At 65.1% G+C, this 18,391-nt stretch carries 15 protein-coding genes; 13 read left to right on the top strand and 2 right to left on the bottom strand.

Going from position 1 to position 18,391, the window contains the following annotated elements:
- The 5 genes from HAP47_RS01730 (at position 1) to trmB (ending at position 5,471) form a co-directional block, all read left to right on the top strand.
- Entirely contained in the window at positions 1 to 1,113 is a 1,113-nt protein-coding gene (locus tag HAP47_RS01730; protein ID WP_173639709.1) for a hemolysin family protein, read from the top strand.
- Positions 1,110 to 2,723: an apolipoprotein N-acyltransferase gene (lnt, locus tag HAP47_RS01725; protein WP_173639710.1), complete on the top strand. Its 1,614-nt coding sequence runs from the start codon at positions 1,110 to 1,112 to the stop codon at positions 2,721 to 2,723. Before HAP47_RS01730 ends, lnt begins: the two co-directional genes overlap by 4 nt.
- Before the next feature lie 262 nt (positions 2,724 to 2,985).
- Positions 2,986 to 3,402, top strand: coding sequence for a helix-turn-helix domain-containing protein (locus HAP47_RS01720; protein WP_021082652.1), 417 nt, complete (start codon positions 2,986 to 2,988; stop codon positions 3,400 to 3,402).
- A gap of 207 nt (positions 3,403 to 3,609) precedes the next feature.
- Complete coding sequence (locus HAP47_RS01715; RefSeq protein WP_173639711.1) at positions 3,610 to 4,734, top strand: M20 family metallopeptidase; 1,125 nt, start codon at positions 3,610 to 3,612, stop codon at positions 4,732 to 4,734.
- Entirely contained in the window at positions 4,731 to 5,471 is a 741-nt protein-coding gene (gene trmB / locus HAP47_RS01710; RefSeq protein ID WP_173639712.1) for a tRNA (guanosine(46)-N7)-methyltransferase TrmB, read from the top strand. The genes HAP47_RS01715 and trmB overlap by 4 nt, the downstream gene beginning before the upstream one ends.
- Before the next feature lie 48 nt (positions 5,472 to 5,519).
- On the opposite strand, the gene HAP47_RS01705 is transcribed toward trmB, so the two are convergent.
- On the bottom strand, positions 5,520 to 6,362 hold the full coding sequence (locus tag HAP47_RS01705) for a phytanoyl-CoA dioxygenase family protein (RefSeq protein WP_173639713.1): 843 nt from the start codon (positions 6,360 to 6,362) through the stop codon (positions 5,520 to 5,522).
- Between the two features lie 207 nt (positions 6,363 to 6,569).
- Positions 6,570 to 7,640 carry a DUF2336 domain-containing protein gene (locus HAP47_RS01700; protein ID WP_173639714.1) on the bottom strand — a complete coding sequence of 357 codons (1,071 nt, stop codon included), beginning with the start codon at positions 7,638 to 7,640 and terminating at the stop codon, positions 6,570 to 6,572.
- A 346-nt stretch (positions 7,641 to 7,986) separates the two neighbouring features.
- Between HAP47_RS01700 and rimP the strand changes: the two genes are divergently transcribed.
- From rimP to pnp, 8 genes are all read left to right on the top strand, one after another.
- On the top strand, positions 7,987 to 8,763 hold the full coding sequence (rimP, locus tag HAP47_RS01695; protein ID WP_173639715.1) for a ribosome maturation factor RimP: 777 nt from the start codon (positions 7,987 to 7,989) through the stop codon (positions 8,761 to 8,763).
- A 3-nt stretch (positions 8,764 to 8,766) separates the two neighbouring features.
- Positions 8,767 to 10,380 (top strand): transcription termination factor NusA, encoded by a 1,614-nt coding sequence (nusA, locus tag HAP47_RS01690; protein ID WP_173639716.1) that lies wholly within the window; start codon positions 8,767 to 8,769, stop codon positions 10,378 to 10,380.
- Between the two features lie 15 nt (positions 10,381 to 10,395).
- A complete protein-coding gene (locus HAP47_RS01685) occupies positions 10,396 to 11,082 on the top strand; it encodes an RNA-binding protein (RefSeq protein ID WP_173639717.1) in 687 nt (228 codons plus the stop codon).
- A gap of 107 nt (positions 11,083 to 11,189) precedes the next feature.
- Positions 11,190 to 13,892 (top strand): translation initiation factor IF-2, encoded by a 2,703-nt coding sequence (infB, locus tag HAP47_RS01680; RefSeq protein WP_176396243.1) that lies wholly within the window; start codon positions 11,190 to 11,192, stop codon positions 13,890 to 13,892.
- A 174-nt stretch (positions 13,893 to 14,066) separates the two neighbouring features.
- Positions 14,067 to 14,477 carry a 30S ribosome-binding factor RbfA gene (rbfA, locus tag HAP47_RS01675; RefSeq protein WP_173639718.1) on the top strand — a complete coding sequence of 137 codons (411 nt, stop codon included), beginning with the start codon at positions 14,067 to 14,069 and terminating at the stop codon, positions 14,475 to 14,477.
- Positions 14,477 to 15,586, top strand: coding sequence for a tRNA pseudouridine(55) synthase TruB (gene truB, locus HAP47_RS01670; RefSeq protein WP_173639719.1), 1,110 nt, complete (start codon positions 14,477 to 14,479; stop codon positions 15,584 to 15,586). Before rbfA ends, truB begins: the two co-directional genes overlap by 1 nt.
- A 2-nt stretch (positions 15,587 to 15,588) precedes the next feature.
- A complete protein-coding gene (gene rpsO, locus HAP47_RS01665; RefSeq protein WP_016844725.1) occupies positions 15,589 to 15,858 on the top strand; it encodes a 30S ribosomal protein S15 in 270 nt (89 codons plus the stop codon).
- Between the two features lie 316 nt (positions 15,859 to 16,174).
- Positions 16,175 to 18,337, top strand: coding sequence for a polyribonucleotide nucleotidyltransferase (gene pnp, locus HAP47_RS01660; RefSeq protein WP_173639720.1), 2,163 nt, complete (start codon positions 16,175 to 16,177; stop codon positions 18,335 to 18,337).
- Positions 18,338 to 18,391 lie beyond the last annotated feature (54 nt).

The raw sequence follows: 18,391 nt of genomic DNA, 5'->3' as shown, positions 1-18,391 counted from the left end.
ATGCCGGATTCCGACCCAACCCATGACAATCCGCGCAACGTGAGCAACCTGCCTGTCGTCGTGCACGAAGGCGAGGTGCAGCGCCCGGCGGCCGAAGGCTGGCTAGTGCGCGCGATTCGCACGCTGTTCGGCTGGAAGGCCGGCTCGGTGCGCGACGATTTGCAGGTGGTGCTCGACGCCTCGACGCCCGACGACGTCGGCTTCTCGGCGATCGAGCGCACCATGCTGCGCAACATCCTGTCGCTGAACGAGCGGCGGATCGCCGACGTCATGATCCATCGCGCCGACATCGTCGCGGTCAAGCGCGATATCCCGCTCGGCGAATTGATGAGCCTGTTCGAGAGCGCCGCGCATTCGCGGCTCGTCGTCTACAACGAAACCCTCGACGACCCCGAGGGCATGGTGCACATCCGCGACCTGCTCGCCTTCATGACCGCGAAGGCGCGCGTCACCGACACGACCAAGACCAAGCGCAAGAAGCCTTTCCCGGCCGGGCTCGATCTGCGCAGCGTCGATCTCGCGCTGCCGCTGGCGGACGCCCATATCATCCGCAAGCTGCTCTACATTCCGCCGTCGATGCGCGCTATCGACCTGTTGGCGCAGATGCAGGCCTCGCGCATCCATCTCGCGCTGGTGGTCGACGAATATGGCGGCACCGATGGGCTGGTGTCGATCGAGGACATTGTCGAGCAGATCGTCGGCGAGATCGACGACGAACACGATTCCGACGAGCCGCCGTCCATTGTCCGCCAGCCGGACAACTCCTTCATCGCCGACGCGCGCGCCAGCCTTGAGGACGTCCGCTCGGTGATTGGCGAAGACTTCGTCACCGGCGAGGCCGGCGAGGAGGTCGAGACGCTGGGCGGCTATCTCGTGTCGTTCGTCGGCCGCCTGCCGGTGCGCGGCGAGGTGATTTCCGGTCCGGGCAATTACGAGGTCGAGGTGCTCGACGCCGATCCGCGGCGGGTCAAGCGCGTGCGGGTAACGACGCGCAAGGAACGGCCGGCTCCGCGCAAGGAACGCGAGCGGCGCCGCGAGCAGGCACCGGACTCCGGCAACCCGCAGGCGAACGACAACATGCCGCCGCCCGGCGAGGGAGCCGGTCCGCAGTGAGGCTCTCCGACAAGCTCCGATCGATCGGCCTCGCCGTCATCCTGACCTGGGGATGGAAGCGCGTCGTGCTCGCGCTCGCGGCGGGCGCATTGTCCTCGCTGGCAATGGCGCCGTTCAACGCCTGGCCGGTGCTGTTTCTGACGTTTTCGATCGCGGTCTGGCTGATCGACGGCAGCGCTGCGGGACGCTGGCGCGGCGTGCCCGCCGCAGCGCTGTCCGGCTTCTGGTTCGGCCTCGGCTATTTCGTGCCGGGACTGTACTGGATCGGTTACGCCTTCTTCGTCGATGCAGACACTTTCGCCTGGCTGACTCCGTTCGCGGTGCTCGGCCTGCCCGCCTATCTCGCTTTGTTCACCGCCTTTGGCTTCGCGCTCGCACGGCTGATCTGGCCGCGCGACGCTTCGCGTGTGCTGGCGCTGGCGGTCGGGCTGACGATTTCGGAATGGCTGCGCGGCCATCTCCTCAGCGGCTTTCCGTGGAACGCGTTCGGCTACGCACTGACCGAACCCCTGGCACTGGCCCAGACCGCATCGGTGATCGGGCTGTGGGGCATGACGTTCCTGGCGGTCGCGATCTTCGCAAGCCCCGCCGTGCTGATCGACGGCGCCTCGCGCGGCCGCAAGCCGTGGCGCGCGCCGGCGGCCGCGGTGCTGGTTCTCGCCGCGATGCTGGCGTTCGGTGCGATGCGCCTCTCGCAACAGCCGACCGGCATGGTCAGCGGCATTAAGCTGCGCATCATGCAGCCCGATCTGCAGCAGGACGCCAAGTTCAACTACTCCGCCAAGGCGGCGGTGATGCAGAAATATCTCACTCTGTCGGATCGTGCGTCCGGGCCGCACTCGACCGGCGTGAGCGACTCCACCATCCTGATCTGGCCGGAATCCGCGTTTCCGTTCTTCCTGACCAAGGAAGCCGACGCGATGGCGCAGATCGCCGACTTGCTGCCGAAGGGAACCGTGCTGATCACCGGCTCGGTGCGCGCGCCCGATCTGCCGCCCGGCGTCCGCGTCACGCGCGCATATAATTCGATCTACGTCATCGATCATGACGGCAGCGTGCTTGCGGTCTACGACAAGCTGCACCTTGTCCCATTCGGAGAATATCTGCCGTTCCAGGACTGGATGGAGAAGCTCGGCTTCGTGCAGCTCACCAAGGTGCAGGGCGGCTTCATTCCCGGCACGATCCGCCGGACGCTCGATATTCCGAATGCGCCGCGCGCACTGCCCTTGATCTGCTACGAGGCGATCTTCCCCGGCAATGTCGTGAGCCGCGATGACCGTCCCGGCTGGATCATCAACGTCACTAATGACGGCTGGTTCGGAATCTCGACCGGCCCCTATCAGCATCTTCAGCAGGCTCGGCTGCGCTCGATCGAGGAAGGCCTGCCGATGGTGCGCGCCGCGAATACGGGCATATCGGCCGTCATCGACCCGCTCGGGCGGATTGTCGCCCGACTCGGGCTCGGCATCGAAGGCGTGCTCGATGCCGGCCTGCCGGCGGCCATCGCGCCGACGATCTATGCGCGTGTCGGCAACATCCCCGCCGCTATGATTGTGTTAGTTGCCCTCGCAATCGTATTGCGGAGGCGTTTTGTCAGGCGAAAGGCCTGATGGCGCGTATCGCCGATTGTCACACGAACCCGAAAAAGTGTCGAAATTTACCTCAGCGTGATTCCACCTGTTGACAGATCGACCGTGCACTTCGCATTGTACGGGTCCACGCGAAATCACAAGCCAAGTCAGCCCCTTTGCGCAAATTGTCCGCATTTCGTCCCGATCCTCCTTGCAGGATTTGACGGCACCGGCGCCTGAGGCATACTCCACGTCCAACTTGCCTCATCCCCGGGCGCGCAATCCCTTAGGAGAGTTGGAGATGTCCACGAAAGCGCCCAATCCTGTTGACAAATATGTCGGCAGCCGCGTCCGTATGCGACGCATCATGCTCGGCATGAGCCAGGAAAAACTGGGCGAGGCGTTAGGCCTGACGTTCCAGCAGGTGCAGAAATACGAGAAGGGCACCAACCGTGTCGGAGCAAGCCGGCTGCAGCAGATCTCCGAAATCCTGCAGGTGCCGGTCTCTTTCCTGTTCGATGGCGGCCCGAGCGGCGTCAAGACCGCTGACGGCTTCAGCGAGGGCTCCTCGCCGGCCTACGTATCCGATTTTCTGGCAACCGCCGAAGGCCTGGCCCTGACCCGTGCGTTCACGCGGATCGCGGACGCCAAGCTCCGCCGCAGCATCGTCGAACTGGTCGAGCAGATCGCGGCGCGCGAGGCGGCCGAACAGGTCTGAGCCGGCCATATCCGTTTGAGAGATCGTCAAATCTGGAATATGTCATTCCGGCATGCGTTAAGGCGTGACGAGTTCCGATCGAACCGTCGTCGCGCCTTAGCTCTTGATAGAGCATGATCTTTGCGGAAGACCACTTCACGCCTTTCCGGATCATGCTCTGGCGCGTGCGCTGAATGACAAAGCGAATTCACAGGCGACGACAACAGCATGGCCAGCAATCCGTTCAAAACCGCTGATATCCTCGACGGCATTCGCCGCTGGGTCGAGATCGAATCTCCAACGGAGCGGCCGGATCAGGTCAACAAGCTGGCCGATCACGTCGCATCGGGCTATCGCGATCTGCCGGCCACCGTCGACCGCATTGCCGGACGCGACGGCTGCGGCGATCACCTGGTGACGCGCTCGTCCTGGGGGCAGGACGCACCGGGCATTCTGGTGTTGAGCCATCTCGACACAGTTCATCCGATGGGATTCATCGAACGGTTACCATTCAAGATCGAAGGCGACAGTGCGTTCGGCCCGGGCATCTACGACATGAAGGGCGGCGCCTATCTCGCCTATCACGCATTCCGGCAGATCTGCGCCGATGACGTGCGCCCGCCGCTGGGCATCACCCAGCTCTACGTCTCGGACGAGGAAATCGGCAGCCCAACCTCGCGGGCGCTGATCGAGGCCGAGGGACGCAAGGCCAAATACGTGCTGGTGACCGAGCCGGCGCGCGACGGCGGCAAGATCGTCACCGGGCGCAAGGGCGTCGCGCGCTTCGACGTGCATATCAAGGGCGCGCCGGCACATGCCGGCACGCGCCCCGAGGATGGCCGCAGCGCGATCCGGGAGCTCGGCCATGTGATCCTGGCGCTGGAGGCGATGAACGATCTCAAGCGCGGCGTCACCGTCAATGTCGGCGTGGTGCGCGGCGGCACCAAGCCGAACGTGATCGCCGAAGAGGCCTACGCCGAAGTCGACATGCGCGTGCCGACCATGGCCGACGCCGACGAGCTGGTGCCGAAAATCCTCGGGATCACCTCGCTCACCGACGGCGTCAGCGTGAAGGTGACCGGGGAATTGAATCGTCCGCCCTATGAGAAGAGCAATGCCGGCGCCGCGCTCTACGAACACGCCAGGGAGCTTGCAGGCGAACTCGGCTTCGAGCTGATCGATGTGTTCACGGGTGGCGGCTCTGACGGCAATTTCACCGCACCGCATACTGCAACGCTCGACGGTCTCGGCGTCGACGGCAAGGGCGCGCATACCCATTACGAGCAGCTCTACATCTCGTCGATCGAGCCCCGCGCGCGCCTGCTCCACCGTCTCTACCAGACGCTGCGATGACACCAGCTCCGAACGACAGCGGCGATCGCGAATCTTCCGACGATGGCGCGATGGCCCATTCGCGCGGCTCGTTCTTCGGGCGGCGCAAGGGCCACAAACTGCGCGCGCACCAGGCCGACCTGATCGACAATCTGCTGCCGCATCTTTCGCTCGACATCTCGGCGCCCGCGCCCGAGGCGCTGACCGAACTGTTCGATGACGGCATCGCGGATGTTAGGCTCGAGATCGGCTTCGGCGGCGGCGAGCATCTGATCGCGGAGGCACAGGCCTTTCCGGCGACCGGCTTCATCGGCTGCGAGCCCTATGTCAACGGAATGGCCAAGATCCTGACCCAGATCGAGGCGCACAATATCGGCAACATCCGCCTGTTCGCCGGCGACGCAGCGGAGCTGCTGGCCTGGGCGCCAGCGCGCTCGCTGGCGCGCATCGATCTGATTCATCCCGATCCCTGGCCGAAGCGGCGGCACTGGAAGCGGCGCTTCGTGCAGGATGCAACGGTCGCGGCGATGACCCGGCTGCTGCCGCCGGGCGGCGAATTCCGCTTCGTCAGCGATATCGACGACTACTGCGCCTGGACGCTCGCGCATCTGCTGCGCTCGCCCGACTTCGCCTGGCTCGCCGAGCGCGCGATCGACTGGCAGCAGCCGTGGCCGAACTACACGATGACGCGCTACGGCGCCAAGGCCGAGCGCGAGGGGCGTAAGGCTGCGTATCTGCGATTCAAGCGCTTGCCGTAGTGCGGTCATTCCGGGGCGCGCGAAGCACGAACCCGGAATGACGAGATGCTATCCCTGCCCCGCCATCCGCGCCTTCCTGACGTCGGTGGCTTCCCAGACCATGCGCTTGCCGCGTTCGCGACCGAGCAGCTCGATCGGATCGTGATTGTCGATGTGGCCGAACTGGCCCTTGTAGACGCTGTAACCGCACAATTCCTGCAGGCGGCGCGGAAAGCGGGCCGCGGTCTCGCGCGGAATCCCGAGCTGCAGATTCTCCTGCTGCCGCATCCAGCCCCAGCAATAGGCGCAGGAAAAGGCAAAGCGCCTGGCGTCGCTGGTGTTGGCGCCGCCGCCATGCCACAGCGCGCTGTCGAACAGCATCACGCTGCCGGCCGGCATGGTCGCGGTGACGGCGTCATAATCCTTGCCGTATTCCGGTGACGAATCGAACTTGTGGCTGCGCGGAATGATCCGCGTCGCACCGTTGTCGTCGCGGAAATCGGACAGCGCCCAGATCGCATTGATCGTGATCGGAATGTGCGGCCGCGGCAGCGGGATCAATTGGGTGTCTTCGTGGATCGGCTGCGCCTCCTGGCCGGGACCGAGCACTAGCGAGCAGAACGACGACAGCAGGCATTCCCTGTCCAACGCGCGCTCGACCACCGGCAGCACGTTCTCATGCAGCGGCACCTCCCAGAACAGATCGTCATAGGTCAGGAGGTTGTTGATGCGCAGCGTGTTGAAACCCTCGAACGACGTCCTGGCAGGTGCGAGATTGTGCTCGCTCTCGATTCTCAGCACCGCGTCCTTCAACCCCTCGACCAGGTCCGGCGAGGCGGCGCGCTCGATCACGGTGTATCCGTCGTCGCGGATCCGCTCGGCGTGCGATTGGATGTCGGCGTCCGTCAGCATGGCGATCTCCCCGTTGGCGCTGTGTCGCGCCTTGCATGTGAGCATAGCGGGCCGTTTCAGTTTTTGGGAAGGAATTTTCGACACTGCCGCTTAGCCTCGTCATTGCGAGCGAAGCGAAGCAATCCATTCTACCGTTTGTTGTGGCATGGATTGCTTCGTCGCTTCGCTCCTCGCAATGACAGGGAGAGAGTTAGCCCGACCCTCGGGCTACCGCGACTTCCAGAAATCGACGACACGCTGCGCGGTCGACGGCATCAGGCGGACGAAATTCACCCGCGCGCCTTCGATATCGGCCGGCGACGGCACGCGGTTCGGCCCGAGCCGCATCAGGATCAGGGCGCGCACGGTCGGCCACTCGAACCCGATCGTCTTGCTGGCGATCAGGATCGGATCGTAGCGATCGCCGGAGATCAGGCGATCGAGCGTGACGATCTTCACGCCGGTCATCGCCGCGAGCGCCGCCACGCATTCCTCATATTTGAAGGCCTTGGCGAAGCCTGCCACCGCGGCCTCGTTCAATTCGCCGGCGCGATGCAGCGCCAGGATCGCGCGCTGCGCGGCAGCGAAATCGCGGCCCTCGACCTGCGCGACGACGCCTTCGATCTCGTTCATCGCCAGCTTGATCTCGGCCTGCCGTTCCGGCTTGGCGACGACGTGCAACCGGCGGCGGATCACGTCGATCGAGCCGGCCAGCAGGCTCTTCAGATGCACGGGCGGGAGATCGTCGCGGCGGCCGATCCGCAGCGTTAGCACGCCATCCTGACCGGCGCGCCGCACCAGCGTCGTGAAGGACGCGTCCGAGAATGCCGCGCCCGCATTGCCGGCGGCGCATCGGATGACATCGCGATCGCCGCGACGGACGATGACATCGGTCAGCGCAGTCGAGAGCTTGGGTCGCTCGGCCATCGCCAGCAGATGGCCCTGACCCTTGGCATTGGCGATCTCGACCAGCACCTTTTCGTCAATCACCGGCGATCGGCGCAGCACCGGCCCCGCGATCGCGACCTCGTCCTCGCGGGCGAATTGCCCGACCAGATGCCGCGGCGCATTGGCGAGCGGCGCAAGCCGTTCGGCGAGATCGATCCGCGCAGCCAGGTCGGCATGCGGGACCAGACTGGTCAGCACCCCATCGAACAGGTCGATATGGTCGGGACGAAAGCTCGCAGCGCCCTGCAGGAACAGCTCGCCGAGCCGCCGCGCGGCCTCGGCGCGGCGCTTGGGGTCGCCGCGGCGAACGATGTCGTCGAGTTCCGGGATCAGCGCGGGGGCTGTCGTCATGAGCCTTGTCCAACCGGCGACTTCTGCCGATTTTCGGCAATCTATGACCCCGTTCGTAAACGGAGGGTTAGATCAAACCTGCACCCCGGAGCCCGCAAAATCGCCCTCTGCCTGATACGGAGGCCTTGCCGGACCCGGGCAAAAGGGCTATATCCACCGCAACTTATGGTATCTCATACGATCGCGTAGGAGAGTGGGCCCCCCGGGACCCGCTCTTTTTTATTACCTGACGGACCCAGCGAGGCCGGTTCCAGTTTAGGTAGCGTTAGCGGCCCCTTAAGGCCACCTGAACAACACAACAGACCTCCGACAACCTTTAGACCTTAGACAGCCTTTGACACTCGATATGACCGATCCGACCGCCACGCCCGTGGACACCGAACTGCTCGCCGAGCCGCGGCTTGTCGTCGAGCCCGGGGTCGCGGCGCGCGTCGCCGCGGTCGCAGTCCCGGTGCTGCAGGGCATGGGCTATCGCCTGGTCCGCATCAAGGTCTCGGGCGACGCCGGCTGCACCGTGCAGATCATGGCGGAGCGTCCCGACGGCTCGATGCAGCTCGAGGATTGCGAGGCGATCTCGCGCGCGCTGTCGCCGGTGCTCGACGTCGCCGACCCGATCGAGCGCGCCTACCGGCTGGAAATCTCGTCGCCCGGAATTGACCGGCCGCTGGTGCGCCGCTCCGACTTCGAGCGCTACACCGGGCATCTGGTGAAGATCGAGATGGCGGTGGCACATCAGGGCCGCAAGCGGTTCCGCGGCCTGCTCGCCGGCGTCGAAGGCAATGCGGTGCGCATCAAGCGCGACGATCCGCGTCCCGCTGAGGACGCCGAGGTTCTCCTGGTGATGGAGGACATTTCGGACGCGCGGCTGGTGCTGACCGACGAGCTGATCGAAGAATCGATGCGCCGCGGCAAGGCCGCCGAGCGCGAGCTGCGCCGCGAGCTCGGCCTCGCGCCGCCGCAGGCGGCCCACGCGAAGAAGAGCGATCCTGCGAAGAGTCATAAGCCGAAACCCAAGCCTGCTCACAAGCCCGGCACCAAGCCGGCGCCGACCAACACCAAAAAGCACCGCCTGGCCGCCGAGCGCGCGCGCCGTGGCGAGATCGATCCATTCGAAGGAGACTAAGCCATGGCAGTCAGCGCCAACAAACTCGAACTGCTGCAGATCGCAGACGCAGTTGCGCGCGAAAAGTCGATCGACCGCTCCATCGTGATCGCGGCGATGGAAGACGCCATCGCCAAGGCGGCGCGTGCCCGCTACGGCAGCGAGACCGACGTCCATGCCGAGATCGACGCCAAGAAGGGCGAATTGCGATTGACCCGCCACATGCTGGTGGTCGATGTCGTCGAGAACTCGTCGAACCAGATTTCGCTGCACGACGCGCAGCGCGCCAATCCGGGCGCCCAGGTCGGCGACACCATCGCCGACACGCTGCCGCCGCTGGAATATGGCCGCATCGCCGCGCAATCCGCCAAGCAGGTGATCGTGCAGAAGGTGCGCGAGGCCGAGCGTGACCGGCAGTACCAGGAATTCAAGGACCGCATCGGCGACATCGTCAACGGCATCGTCAAGCGCGTCGAATATGGCAGCGTGATCGTCGACCTCGGCCGTGGCGAAGCGATCGTGCGCCGCGACGAGATGCTGCCGCGCGAAGTGTTCCGCAACGGCGACCGCGTCCGGGCCTATATCTTCGATGTCCGCCGCGAGACGCGCGGTCCGCAGATCTTCCTGTCGCGCACCCATCCGCAGTTCATGGCGAAGCTGTTCGCGCAGGAAGTGCCCGAGATCTACGACGGCATCGTCGAGATCAAGGCGGTCGCCCGCGATCCGGGCTCGCGCGCCAAGATCGGCGTGATCTCGCGCGATTCCTCGGTCGATCCGGTCGGCGCCTGCGTTGGTATGCGCGGTTCGCGCGTGCAGGCCGTGGTGAACGAGCTGCAGGGCGAGAAGATCGACATCATTCCGTGGTCGCCCGACATCGCGACCTTCGTCGTCAACGCGCTGGCGCCAGCTGAAGTCGCCAAGGTCGTGATCGACGAAGACCGCGAGCGCATCGAGGTCGTGGTTCCCGACACCAACAACCAGCTCTCGCTGGCGATCGGCCGCCGCGGCCAGAATGTCCGCCTCGCCTCGCAGCTGACCGGCTGGGACATCGACATCCTGACCGAGCAGGAAGAGTCGGAGCGCCGCCAGGCCGACTTCGAGAACTCGACCCGCGTGTTCATGGAAGCGCTCAATGTCGACGAGGTGGTCGGCCAGCTGCTCGCCTCCGAGGGCTTCACCTCGGTCGAGGAACTCGCGCTGGTCGACGTCAAGGAACTCGCCGGCATCGAAGGTTTCGACGAGGAGACCGCCACCGAGCTGCAGACCCGCGCCCGCGAATATCTGGAGCAGCTTGAGGCTGAACTCGAGGCCAAGCGCAAGGAACTCGGCGTCGAGGACGCCATGAAGGACGTGCCCGGCGTCACCGGCAAGATGCTGGTGAAGCTCGGCGAGAACGACGTAAAGACCGTCGAGGATCTGGCCGGCTGCGCCACCGACGACCTGGTCGGCTGGACCGAGCGCAAGGAAGGCGGCGAGCCGACCAAGCATGCCGGGTTCCTCGATGGCATCGAGGTCTCGCGCGACGAGGCCGAGGCCATGATCATGCAGGCCCGTCTGAAGGCCGGCTGGATCACCGAGGCCGACCTTGCCAAGCCTGCTGAGGAGGCCGAGGCCGCCGAAGCAGAAGCGGCGTCGTAAGGAGATGCACCACGGATGCTCGCTCAGGCTGACCCCGATCTCGACGATGGGCCGCGGACGCAGAAGTCCGCGACCACGCGGATGTGCGCGGTCAGCCGGGAGGTGCGTCCGATCGACGAACTGATCCGGTTCGTCATCGCGCCCACGGGCGAGGTGATCCCGGATCTCAAGCGCAAGCTGCCGGGCCGCGGAATGTGGGTTTCCGCATCGCGGCGCAGCGTTGCGGAAGCGGTCCGTCGTCACCAATTTAGCAAGGGATTCAAGCGCGATGTCCGCGTCGCGCCGACCCTTCCCGCCGACACCGACGCCCTCCTGGTCCGCAGCGTCACCGAGGCCCTGGCGATGGCCGCCAAGGCCGGTCAGGTCGTCGCGGGCTTCGGCAAGGTCGAGGACGCACTCAACCGGGACGAAACTGCAGCCCTGATCCACGCTTCGGACGGCGCGGCGGACGGAATCCGCAAATTGGACGCGATCGTCAGGCAAAGGGGCGAAAAACGTGGTGAATCGCCGGTAATTGCCGCCGTCAATGTTTTGACGTCGGAAGAATTGGATTTGGCACTTGGGCGGTCAAATGTGATACATGCTGCGCTGCTCGCGGGCCCGGCGAGCAAGACGTTCCTGTCGCGCTGCCAGTTGCTGGTCCGATACCGGATGGCCGACGACGACAAGACCGCCGAAGCGGCCAGAAATTCCAGAGCCTGATCCAGGAAGGCGGATGCCGTCTTTCCGACCGGATCATGCTCAGCAAACGACGACAGTTGAAGGATTTGTGCGGCATACGCACAGCGAAACGAGATTAGGACTGCTGAATGGTTGATACCAAGACCCCTGGCGACAAGACTCTGAGTGTCCCGAGCAAGACGTTGTCGCTGAAGCCGCGCGTCGAGACGGGCACCGTGCGCCAGAGCTTCAGCCACGGCCGGACCAAGCAGGTCGTGGTCGAGAAACGCGGCAAGCGTCGCCTCGGTGGCGAGGGCCCCGGCGAGGCGCATGCGCCGGAACCCGTGGTTGCAAAGCCGGTGGCACCCGCCCCGAGGCCGCAGCAAGGCCGCCCCGGAGGCCCGTCCTCGGGCCAGCAACAGCGCAACACCCGCTCCGGCGTGGTGCTGCCGACCCTGACTGAAGACGAGCGTTCCGCGCGCGCCAGCGCGCTTGCCGACGCCCGTCAGCGCGACATCGAGGAGCGCCGCCAGGCCGAAGAGGAAGCCAAGCGCCGCGCCGTCCGCGAGGCTGCGGAGAAGGTCGAGCGCGAGGCCGCCGAGGCCCGCCGCAAGGCGGAAGAGGAACGCCACCGCCACGAGGAAGAGGCCAAGCGCAAGGCCGAGGTCGAGGCCAAGCGCCGCTTCGGCGAGGGCGAAGCCAAGCCCGGCGCGGCGCCCGCCGCTGCACCGGCTAGGCCAGCCACAGCCGCACCCGCGTCTGCTCCGGCAGCCCGGGCGCCAGCAGCCCGCACCACGACCACGACGCCTGCGCGCACGCCGGTCATCGCGCCGAGGCCCCCGGGGGTTGCCGCAGAGGCGGCGGACGAAGACGAGGGTCCGCGCCTGGTGCGCCGTCCCGGCGGCGCCGTGCGTCCCGTCGCGGCCCCGAAGACCACCCAGAAGCCCGGCCCGCAGAAGCAGCGCGGACGCCTCACCGTCGTCACGGCGCTCAACGCCGACGACGTGCGCGAGCGCTCGATCGCCTCGTTCCGCCGCCGTACCCAGCGCCTGAAGGGTCACGCCGCGAACGAGCAGAAGGAAAAGCTGATCCGCGAAGTGGTCATTCCGGAAGCGATCACGATCCAGGAACTCGCGAACCGCATGTCGGAGCGCGCGGTCGATGTCATTCGCATGCTGATGAAGCAGGGCGCGATGCACAAGATCACCGACGTGATCGATGCCGACACCGCGCAACTGATCGCCGAAGAACTCGGCCACAGCGTCAAGCGCGTCGCCGCGTCCGACGTTGAGGAAGGCCTGTTCGACGTTGTCGACGATTCCACCGACACCGAGCCGCGTTCGCCAGTGGTCACCGTCATGGGCCACGTCGACCACGGCAAGACCTCGCTGCTCGACGCGCTGCGGCACGCCAACGTGGTGTCGGGCGAAGCCGGCGGTATCACCCAGCACATCGGTGCCTATCAGGTGACTTCGCCGGAAAGCGGCAAGAAGATCACCTTCATCGATACGCCCGGCCACGCCGCGTTCACCGCGATGCGCGCCCGTGGCGCCAAGGTCACCGACATCGTCGTGCTGGTGGTCGCGGCCGATGACGGCGTGATGCCGCAGACGATCGAAGCGATCAACCACGCCAAGGCGGCCAAGGTGCCGATGATCGTGGCGATCAACAAGATCGACAAGCCCGATGCGCGGCCGGAGCGCGTGCGCACCGAATTGCTGCAGTACGAGGTGCAGGTCGAATCGCTCGGCGGCGACGTCGTCGACGTCGAGGTCTCGGCCAAGAACAAGACCAATCTGGACCGGCTGCTCGAGATGATCGCGCTGCAGGCCGAAATCCTCGACCTGAAGACCAATTCGCAGCGTCCGGCGGAAGGCACCGTGATCGAAGCCAAGCTCGATCGCGGCCGCGGTCCGGTCGCGACCGTGCTGGTGCAGCGCGGCACGCTGCGGATCGGCGACATCATCGTGGCCGGCGCCGAGATGGGCCGCGTCCGCGCGTTGATCTCCGACCAGGGCGAGAATCTCGACGAGGCCGGCCCGTCCGTGCCGGTCGAGGTGCTCGGCTTCAACGGTCCGCCGGAAGCCGGCGACCGTCTCGCTGTCGTAGAGAACGAAGCCCGCGCCCGCCAAGTCACGAGCTACCGCGCGCACCAGAAGCGCGAGAACGCGGCTGCCTCGATCTCCGGCATGCGCGGCTCGCTCGAGCAGATGATGTCGCAGCTCAAGACCGCGGGCCGCAAGGAGTTCCCGCTGATCGTCAAGGCCGACGTGCAGGGCTCGCTGGAAGCGATCCTGGGCTCGCTCGAGAAACTCGGCACCGACGAAGTCGCCGCCCGCATCCTGCATGCCGGCGTCGGCGGCATCTCGGAGTCGGACGTCACGCTGGCGGAAGGCTTCAACGCCGCGATCATCGGCTTCTCGGTCCGCGCCAACAAGGAAGCGGCGGCCGCAGCCAAGCGCAACGGCATCGAGATCCGCTACTACAACATCATCTACGACCTCGTGGATGACATCAAAAAGGCGATGTCCGGCCTGCTCGCACCCACGCTGCGCGAAACCATGCTGGGCAACGCGCAGATCCTGGAAGTGTTCAACATTTCCAAGGTCGGCAAGGTCGCGGGTTGCCGCGTCACCGACGGCACCGTGGAACGCGGCGCCAATGTTCGCCTGATCCGCGACAACGTCGTGGTGCACGAAGGCAAGCTGTCGACGCTGAAGCGCTTCAAGGATGAAGTGAAGGAAGTGGTCGCCGGCCAGGAGTGTGGCATGGCATTCGAGAACTACGGCGACATGCGTGTCGGCGACGTGATCGAATGTTACCGCATCGAGACGATCCAGCGCTCTCTGTAAGTCCAAATCTTACGAAGCGCAGGTCTTACTAAGCGTCTGGGTCCATTTAACTGAAAATGCGACGACGTGGCCGGACTTTAGTCCGGCCACCAGCGCATCGTCCGATTGAAAGCAAAGCTAGACATTGATGCCCGCGGCCAAGGCCGGCGGGCGCGACGGTTTTGGAAGAAGGTCATGTCCCGTCAAAAGAAGAGTTCCAGCCCCGGCGGATCGCAACGTCAGCTACGCGTCGGCGAAACGGTTCGCCATGCAGTTGCCGAGATTCTGTCGCAGGGTGAGGTCCACGATCCCGATCTGGAAGGCCACATCATCACCGTTCCCGAGGTGCGTATGTCGCCGGACCTGAAGCTCGCCACGGTCTACGTGATGCCGCTCGGCGGACGCGACACCGACGCGGTGATCGCCGCGCTCGAGCGCAACAAGAAGTTCCTTCGCGGCGAGATCGCGCATCGCGTCAACCTGAAATTTGCACCCGACATTCGCTTCCGCGTCGATGAACGATTCGACGAGGCGGAGCGCATCGAGAAACTACTGCGGACACCTGCGGTGCAGCGAGACCTTGCACCCGATTCGGACGACGAGTGATGACTGTGATGACGACCAACAGCGTGATCGACGCGAAGGATGCCGACGCGCGCGACGCTGAGCGGGATGCTTTTGCCGGGCCGCGCACCGACGATGCGCGCCGCACCAACAACGACCCGCGCCAGAAGCAGGGCAAGCAGAACCAGCAGCCGCGCCGCGACAAGCGCGACGTCCATGGCTGGGTGGTGCTCGACAAGCCGATCGGGATGACCTCGACGCAGGCCGTCGCCGTGCTCAAGCGCCTGTTCCAGGCCAAGCGCGCCGGCCATGCCGGCACGCTCGATCCGCTCGCCTCCGGCGGCCTGCCGATCGCGCTGGGCGAGGCCACGAAGACGGTGCCGTTCGTGATGGATGGCCGCAAGCGCTACCGCTTCACGGTCTGCTGGGGCGAGGAACGCGACACCGACGACACCGAGGGACGGCCGGTCAGGACCAGCGAGAGCCGGCCGACCGCCGATTCGATCCGCCAATTGCTGCCGCGCTTCATCGGGGTGATCGAGCAGATCCCGCCGCAATATTCGGCCATCAAGGTGCAGGGCGAGCGAGCCTATGATCTGGCACGCGATGGCGAGACCGTGGAACTGAAGCCCCGCCCGGTCGAGATTCACGAATTAACCCTTGTAGAACACGGAGATAACGGACAATCCGTGTTCGAGGCGGAGTGCGGCAAGGGAACCTATGTCCGGGCCCTGGCCCGCGATATGGGCCGGATTCTGGGCTGTTTCGGCCATATCTGCGCCCTGCGGCGGACCCTGGTCGGTCCGTTTACCGAGCGGGACATGATTCCGCTGGAACAGTTGGAGGCTTTATGCAATAGAGCCGCGTCTGGCGAGGGCAGCCTCGCCGACGCGCTTTTGCCCGTTGAGACCGCGCTGGACGACATCCCGGCACTGGCCGTCACACGGGCTGATGCGGCAAGGCTCCATCGGGGCCAGGCCGTTTTGTTGCGCGGACGGGATGCGCCCAATACCAGCGGCACAGTCTATGTCACGGTGGCAGGCCGGCTTCTCGCGCTTGCCGAAATTGGCAATGGCGAACTCATCCCCAAGCGCGTGTTCAACCTGAACGGACTGACTGCCGGTCCGGCTCGCAACAACGAAAGTAACTGACGATGTCGATTACCGCCGAACGCAAAGCGGAAGTCATCAAGACGAATGCCAACAAAGCCGGCGACACCGGCTCGCCCGAGGTTCAGGTCGCGATCCTGTCGGAACGCATCAATAACCTCACCGAGCACTTCAAGAGCCATGTGAAAGACAACCATTCACGCCGCGGCCTCCTGAAGCTCGTGTCGACGCGTCGCTCCCTGCTTGACTACATCAAGCGCAAGGACGAGGCGCGCTACAAGGCGCTGCTCGAAAAGCACAACATCCGTCGTTGATTTGAGAAGCACGCGCGCGAGGTTCGCGCGCGTTTTCGTATGGTCGTCCGTGAACTCGGGCTTTCGAATTGTCGAAAGATGATCATGCGCAACAGCATGGCCATCGCGCCATGCACACTAGCGTCCAGCAGCAATCCGGCCGCTGGACCGGGCAAGATGCCCAGACGACCGAAAGGATGGACGCCATCCGAAATCCAGGGACCATGGCAGGATCGCCGGATGCTGACCGCAGCAGCGCATCAGTGTCTCGCCGTCTTGGCATGGTCTTTGTCTTTCAGGGCGCCGTGCTTTCGTGAAACCATGAAAGAAAACCCAAATGTTCAATTCGCATTCCGTCGAGATCGACTGGGGTGGACGTCCCCTCAAACTTGAAACCGGCAAGATCGCCCGCCAGGCCGACGGCGCCGTGATGGCCACCTACGGCGAGACCGTGGTGCTTGCCACCGTCGTCGCGGCGAAGACGCCGCGCGAAGGCGTCGACTTCCTGCCGCTCACCGTCGACTACCAGGAGAAGACCTACGCCGCGGGCCGCATTCCCGGCGGCTATTTCAAGCGTGAGGGCCGTCCGACCGAAAAGGAGACGCTGGTCTCCCGCCTGATCGACCGCCCGATCCGTCCGCTGTTCGTCGACGGCTGGCGCAACGAGACCCAGGTGATCGTCACCGTCCTGTCGCACGACATGGAGAACGATCCGGACATCGTGTCGCTGGTCGCCGCCTCCGCAGCCCTGACGCTGTCGGGCGCGCCGTTCAAGGGCCCGATCGGCGCCGCGCGCGTCGGCTTCGCCAATGACGAATACGTGCTCAACCCGACGCTCGACGAGATGACCGAGACCCAACTCGACCTCGTCGTCGCCGGCACCGCCGACGCCGTGCTGATGGTCGAATCGGAAGCCAAGGAGCTCAACGAAGACGTGATGCTCGGCGCGGTCATGTTCGGCCACCGCCACTTCCAGCCGGTCATCAACGCGATCATCGAGCTCGCCGAGAAGGCCGCCAAGGAGCCGCGCGAAGTCACCACGATCGACAATTCGGAGATCGAGAAGGAGATGCTCGGCATCGCCGAGCAGGATCTCCGCAAGGCCTACGCGATCCCGGTCAAGCAGGAACGCTATGCCGCGGTCGGCGCCGTCAAGGAAAGGGTGCTGGCGCACTTCTTCCCGGAAGGCCAGGAGCCGAAATACGACAAGCTCCGCGTCGCCGGCGTGTTCAAGGAACTGGAAGCCAAGATCGTCCGCTGGAACATCCTCGACACCGGCAAGCGCATCGACGGCCGTGACGCCAAGACCGTGCGCAACATCATCGCCGAGGCCGGCGTGCTGCCGCGCGCCCACGGCTCGGCGCTGTTCACCCGCGGTGAGACCCAGGCGATTGTGGTGACCACGCTCGGCACCGGCGAGGACGAGCAGTACATCGACGCGCTGTCGGGGACGTACAAGGAAACGTTCCTGCTGCACTACAACTTCCCGCCCTACTCGGTCGGTGAAACCGGTCGCCTCGGCGGCACCAAGCGCCGCGAGATCGGCCACGGCAAGCTCGCCTGGCGCGCGATCCATCCGGTGCTGCCGCCACATCACGAGTTCCCGTACACGATCCGCGTGGTCTCCGAGATCACCGAGTCGAACGGCTCGTCCTCGATGGCTTCGGTCTGCGGCGCCTCGCTGTCGCTGATGGACGCCGGCGTGCCGCTGAAGCGGCCGACCGCCGGTATCGCCATGGGACTGATCCTCGAAGGTCAGCGCTTCGCGGTGCTGTCGGACATCCTCGGCGACGAGGACCATCTCGGCGACATGGACTTCAAGGTCGCCGGCACCGACCAGGGCATAACCTCGCTCCAGATGGACATCAAGATCGAGGGCATCACCGAGGAGATCATGAAGGTGGCGCTCGGCCAGGCCAAGGAAGGACGCATCCACATCCTGGGTGAAATGTCCAAGGCCCTGACCGCCGCGCGCGCCGAGCTCGGCGAATATGCACCGCGCATCGAGACCTTCAAGATCGCCACCGACAAGATCCGCGAAGTGATCGGCACCGGCGGCAAGGTGATCCGCGAGATCGTCGAGAAGACCGGCGCCAAGGTCAACATCGAGGACGACGGCACCGTGAAGGTCGCCTCCAACGACGGCGAGGCGATGAAGGCTGCGATCAAATGGATCAAGTCGATCGCCTCCGATCCGGAGATCGGCCAGATCTACGAGGGCACCGTCGTCAAGGTGATGGAGTTCGGCGCGTTCGTGAACTTCTTCGGCGCCAAGGACGGCCTCGTCCACATCAGCCAGCTCGCGGCCAGCCGCGTGCAGAAGACCTCCGACGTCGTCAAGGAAGGCGACAAGGTCAAGGTCAAGCTGCTCGGCTTCGACGATCGCGGCAAGACCCGCCTGTCGATGAAGGCGGTCGACCAGGAGACCGGCGAGGACCTCGAGGCCAAGCAGAAGACCGACGCGCCGGCTGCGGCGCCGCGCGAAGCTGCCGGCGAGTAAGCCTGTTTGAAATGAAACGACCAAGGGCGGCCGAAAGGCCGCCCTTTTTGTTTG

Origin of the sequence: Bradyrhizobium sp. 41S5 (assembly GCF_011516665.3) — a bacterium.
Lineage (GTDB): Bacteria > Pseudomonadota > Alphaproteobacteria > Rhizobiales > Xanthobacteraceae > Bradyrhizobium > Bradyrhizobium quebecense.
This window is presented reverse-complemented; position numbering and strand designations above follow the sequence as displayed.

What these genes read in the sequence shown, in the direction of transcription:
- HAP47_RS01730 (WP_173639709.1), top strand. Translation starts at nt 1, where the DNA reads ATGCCGGATTCCGACCCAACCCATGACAATCCGCGCAACGTGAGCAAC.
- HAP47_RS01720 (WP_021082652.1), top strand. Translation starts at nt 2,986, where the DNA reads ATGTCCACGAAAGCGCCCAATCCTGTTGACAAATATGTCGGCAGCCGC.
- HAP47_RS01715 (WP_173639711.1), top strand. Translation starts at nt 3,610, where the DNA reads ATGGCCAGCAATCCGTTCAAAACCGCTGATATCCTCGACGGCATTCGC.
- trmB (WP_173639712.1), top strand. Translation starts at nt 4,731, where the DNA reads ATGACACCAGCTCCGAACGACAGCGGCGATCGCGAATCTTCCGACGAT.
- HAP47_RS01705 (WP_173639713.1), bottom strand. Translation starts at nt 6,362, where the DNA reads ATGCTGACGGACGCCGACATCCAATCGCACGCCGAGCGGATCCGCGAC.
- HAP47_RS01700 (WP_173639714.1), bottom strand. Translation starts at nt 7,640, where the DNA reads ATGACGACAGCCCCCGCGCTGATCCCGGAACTCGACGACATCGTTCGC.
- rimP (WP_173639715.1), top strand. Translation starts at nt 7,987, where the DNA reads ATGACCGATCCGACCGCCACGCCCGTGGACACCGAACTGCTCGCCGAG.
- nusA (WP_173639716.1), top strand. Translation starts at nt 8,767, where the DNA reads ATGGCAGTCAGCGCCAACAAACTCGAACTGCTGCAGATCGCAGACGCA.
- HAP47_RS01685 (WP_173639717.1), top strand. Translation starts at nt 10,396, where the DNA reads ATGCTCGCTCAGGCTGACCCCGATCTCGACGATGGGCCGCGGACGCAG.
- infB (WP_176396243.1), top strand. Translation starts at nt 11,190, where the DNA reads ATGGTTGATACCAAGACCCCTGGCGACAAGACTCTGAGTGTCCCGAGC.
- rbfA (WP_173639718.1), top strand. Translation starts at nt 14,067, where the DNA reads ATGTCCCGTCAAAAGAAGAGTTCCAGCCCCGGCGGATCGCAACGTCAG.
- truB (WP_173639719.1), top strand. Translation starts at nt 14,477, where the DNA reads ATGACTGTGATGACGACCAACAGCGTGATCGACGCGAAGGATGCCGAC.
- rpsO (WP_016844725.1), top strand. Translation starts at nt 15,589, where the DNA reads ATGTCGATTACCGCCGAACGCAAAGCGGAAGTCATCAAGACGAATGCC.
- pnp (WP_173639720.1), top strand. Translation starts at nt 16,175, where the DNA reads ATGTTCAATTCGCATTCCGTCGAGATCGACTGGGGTGGACGTCCCCTC.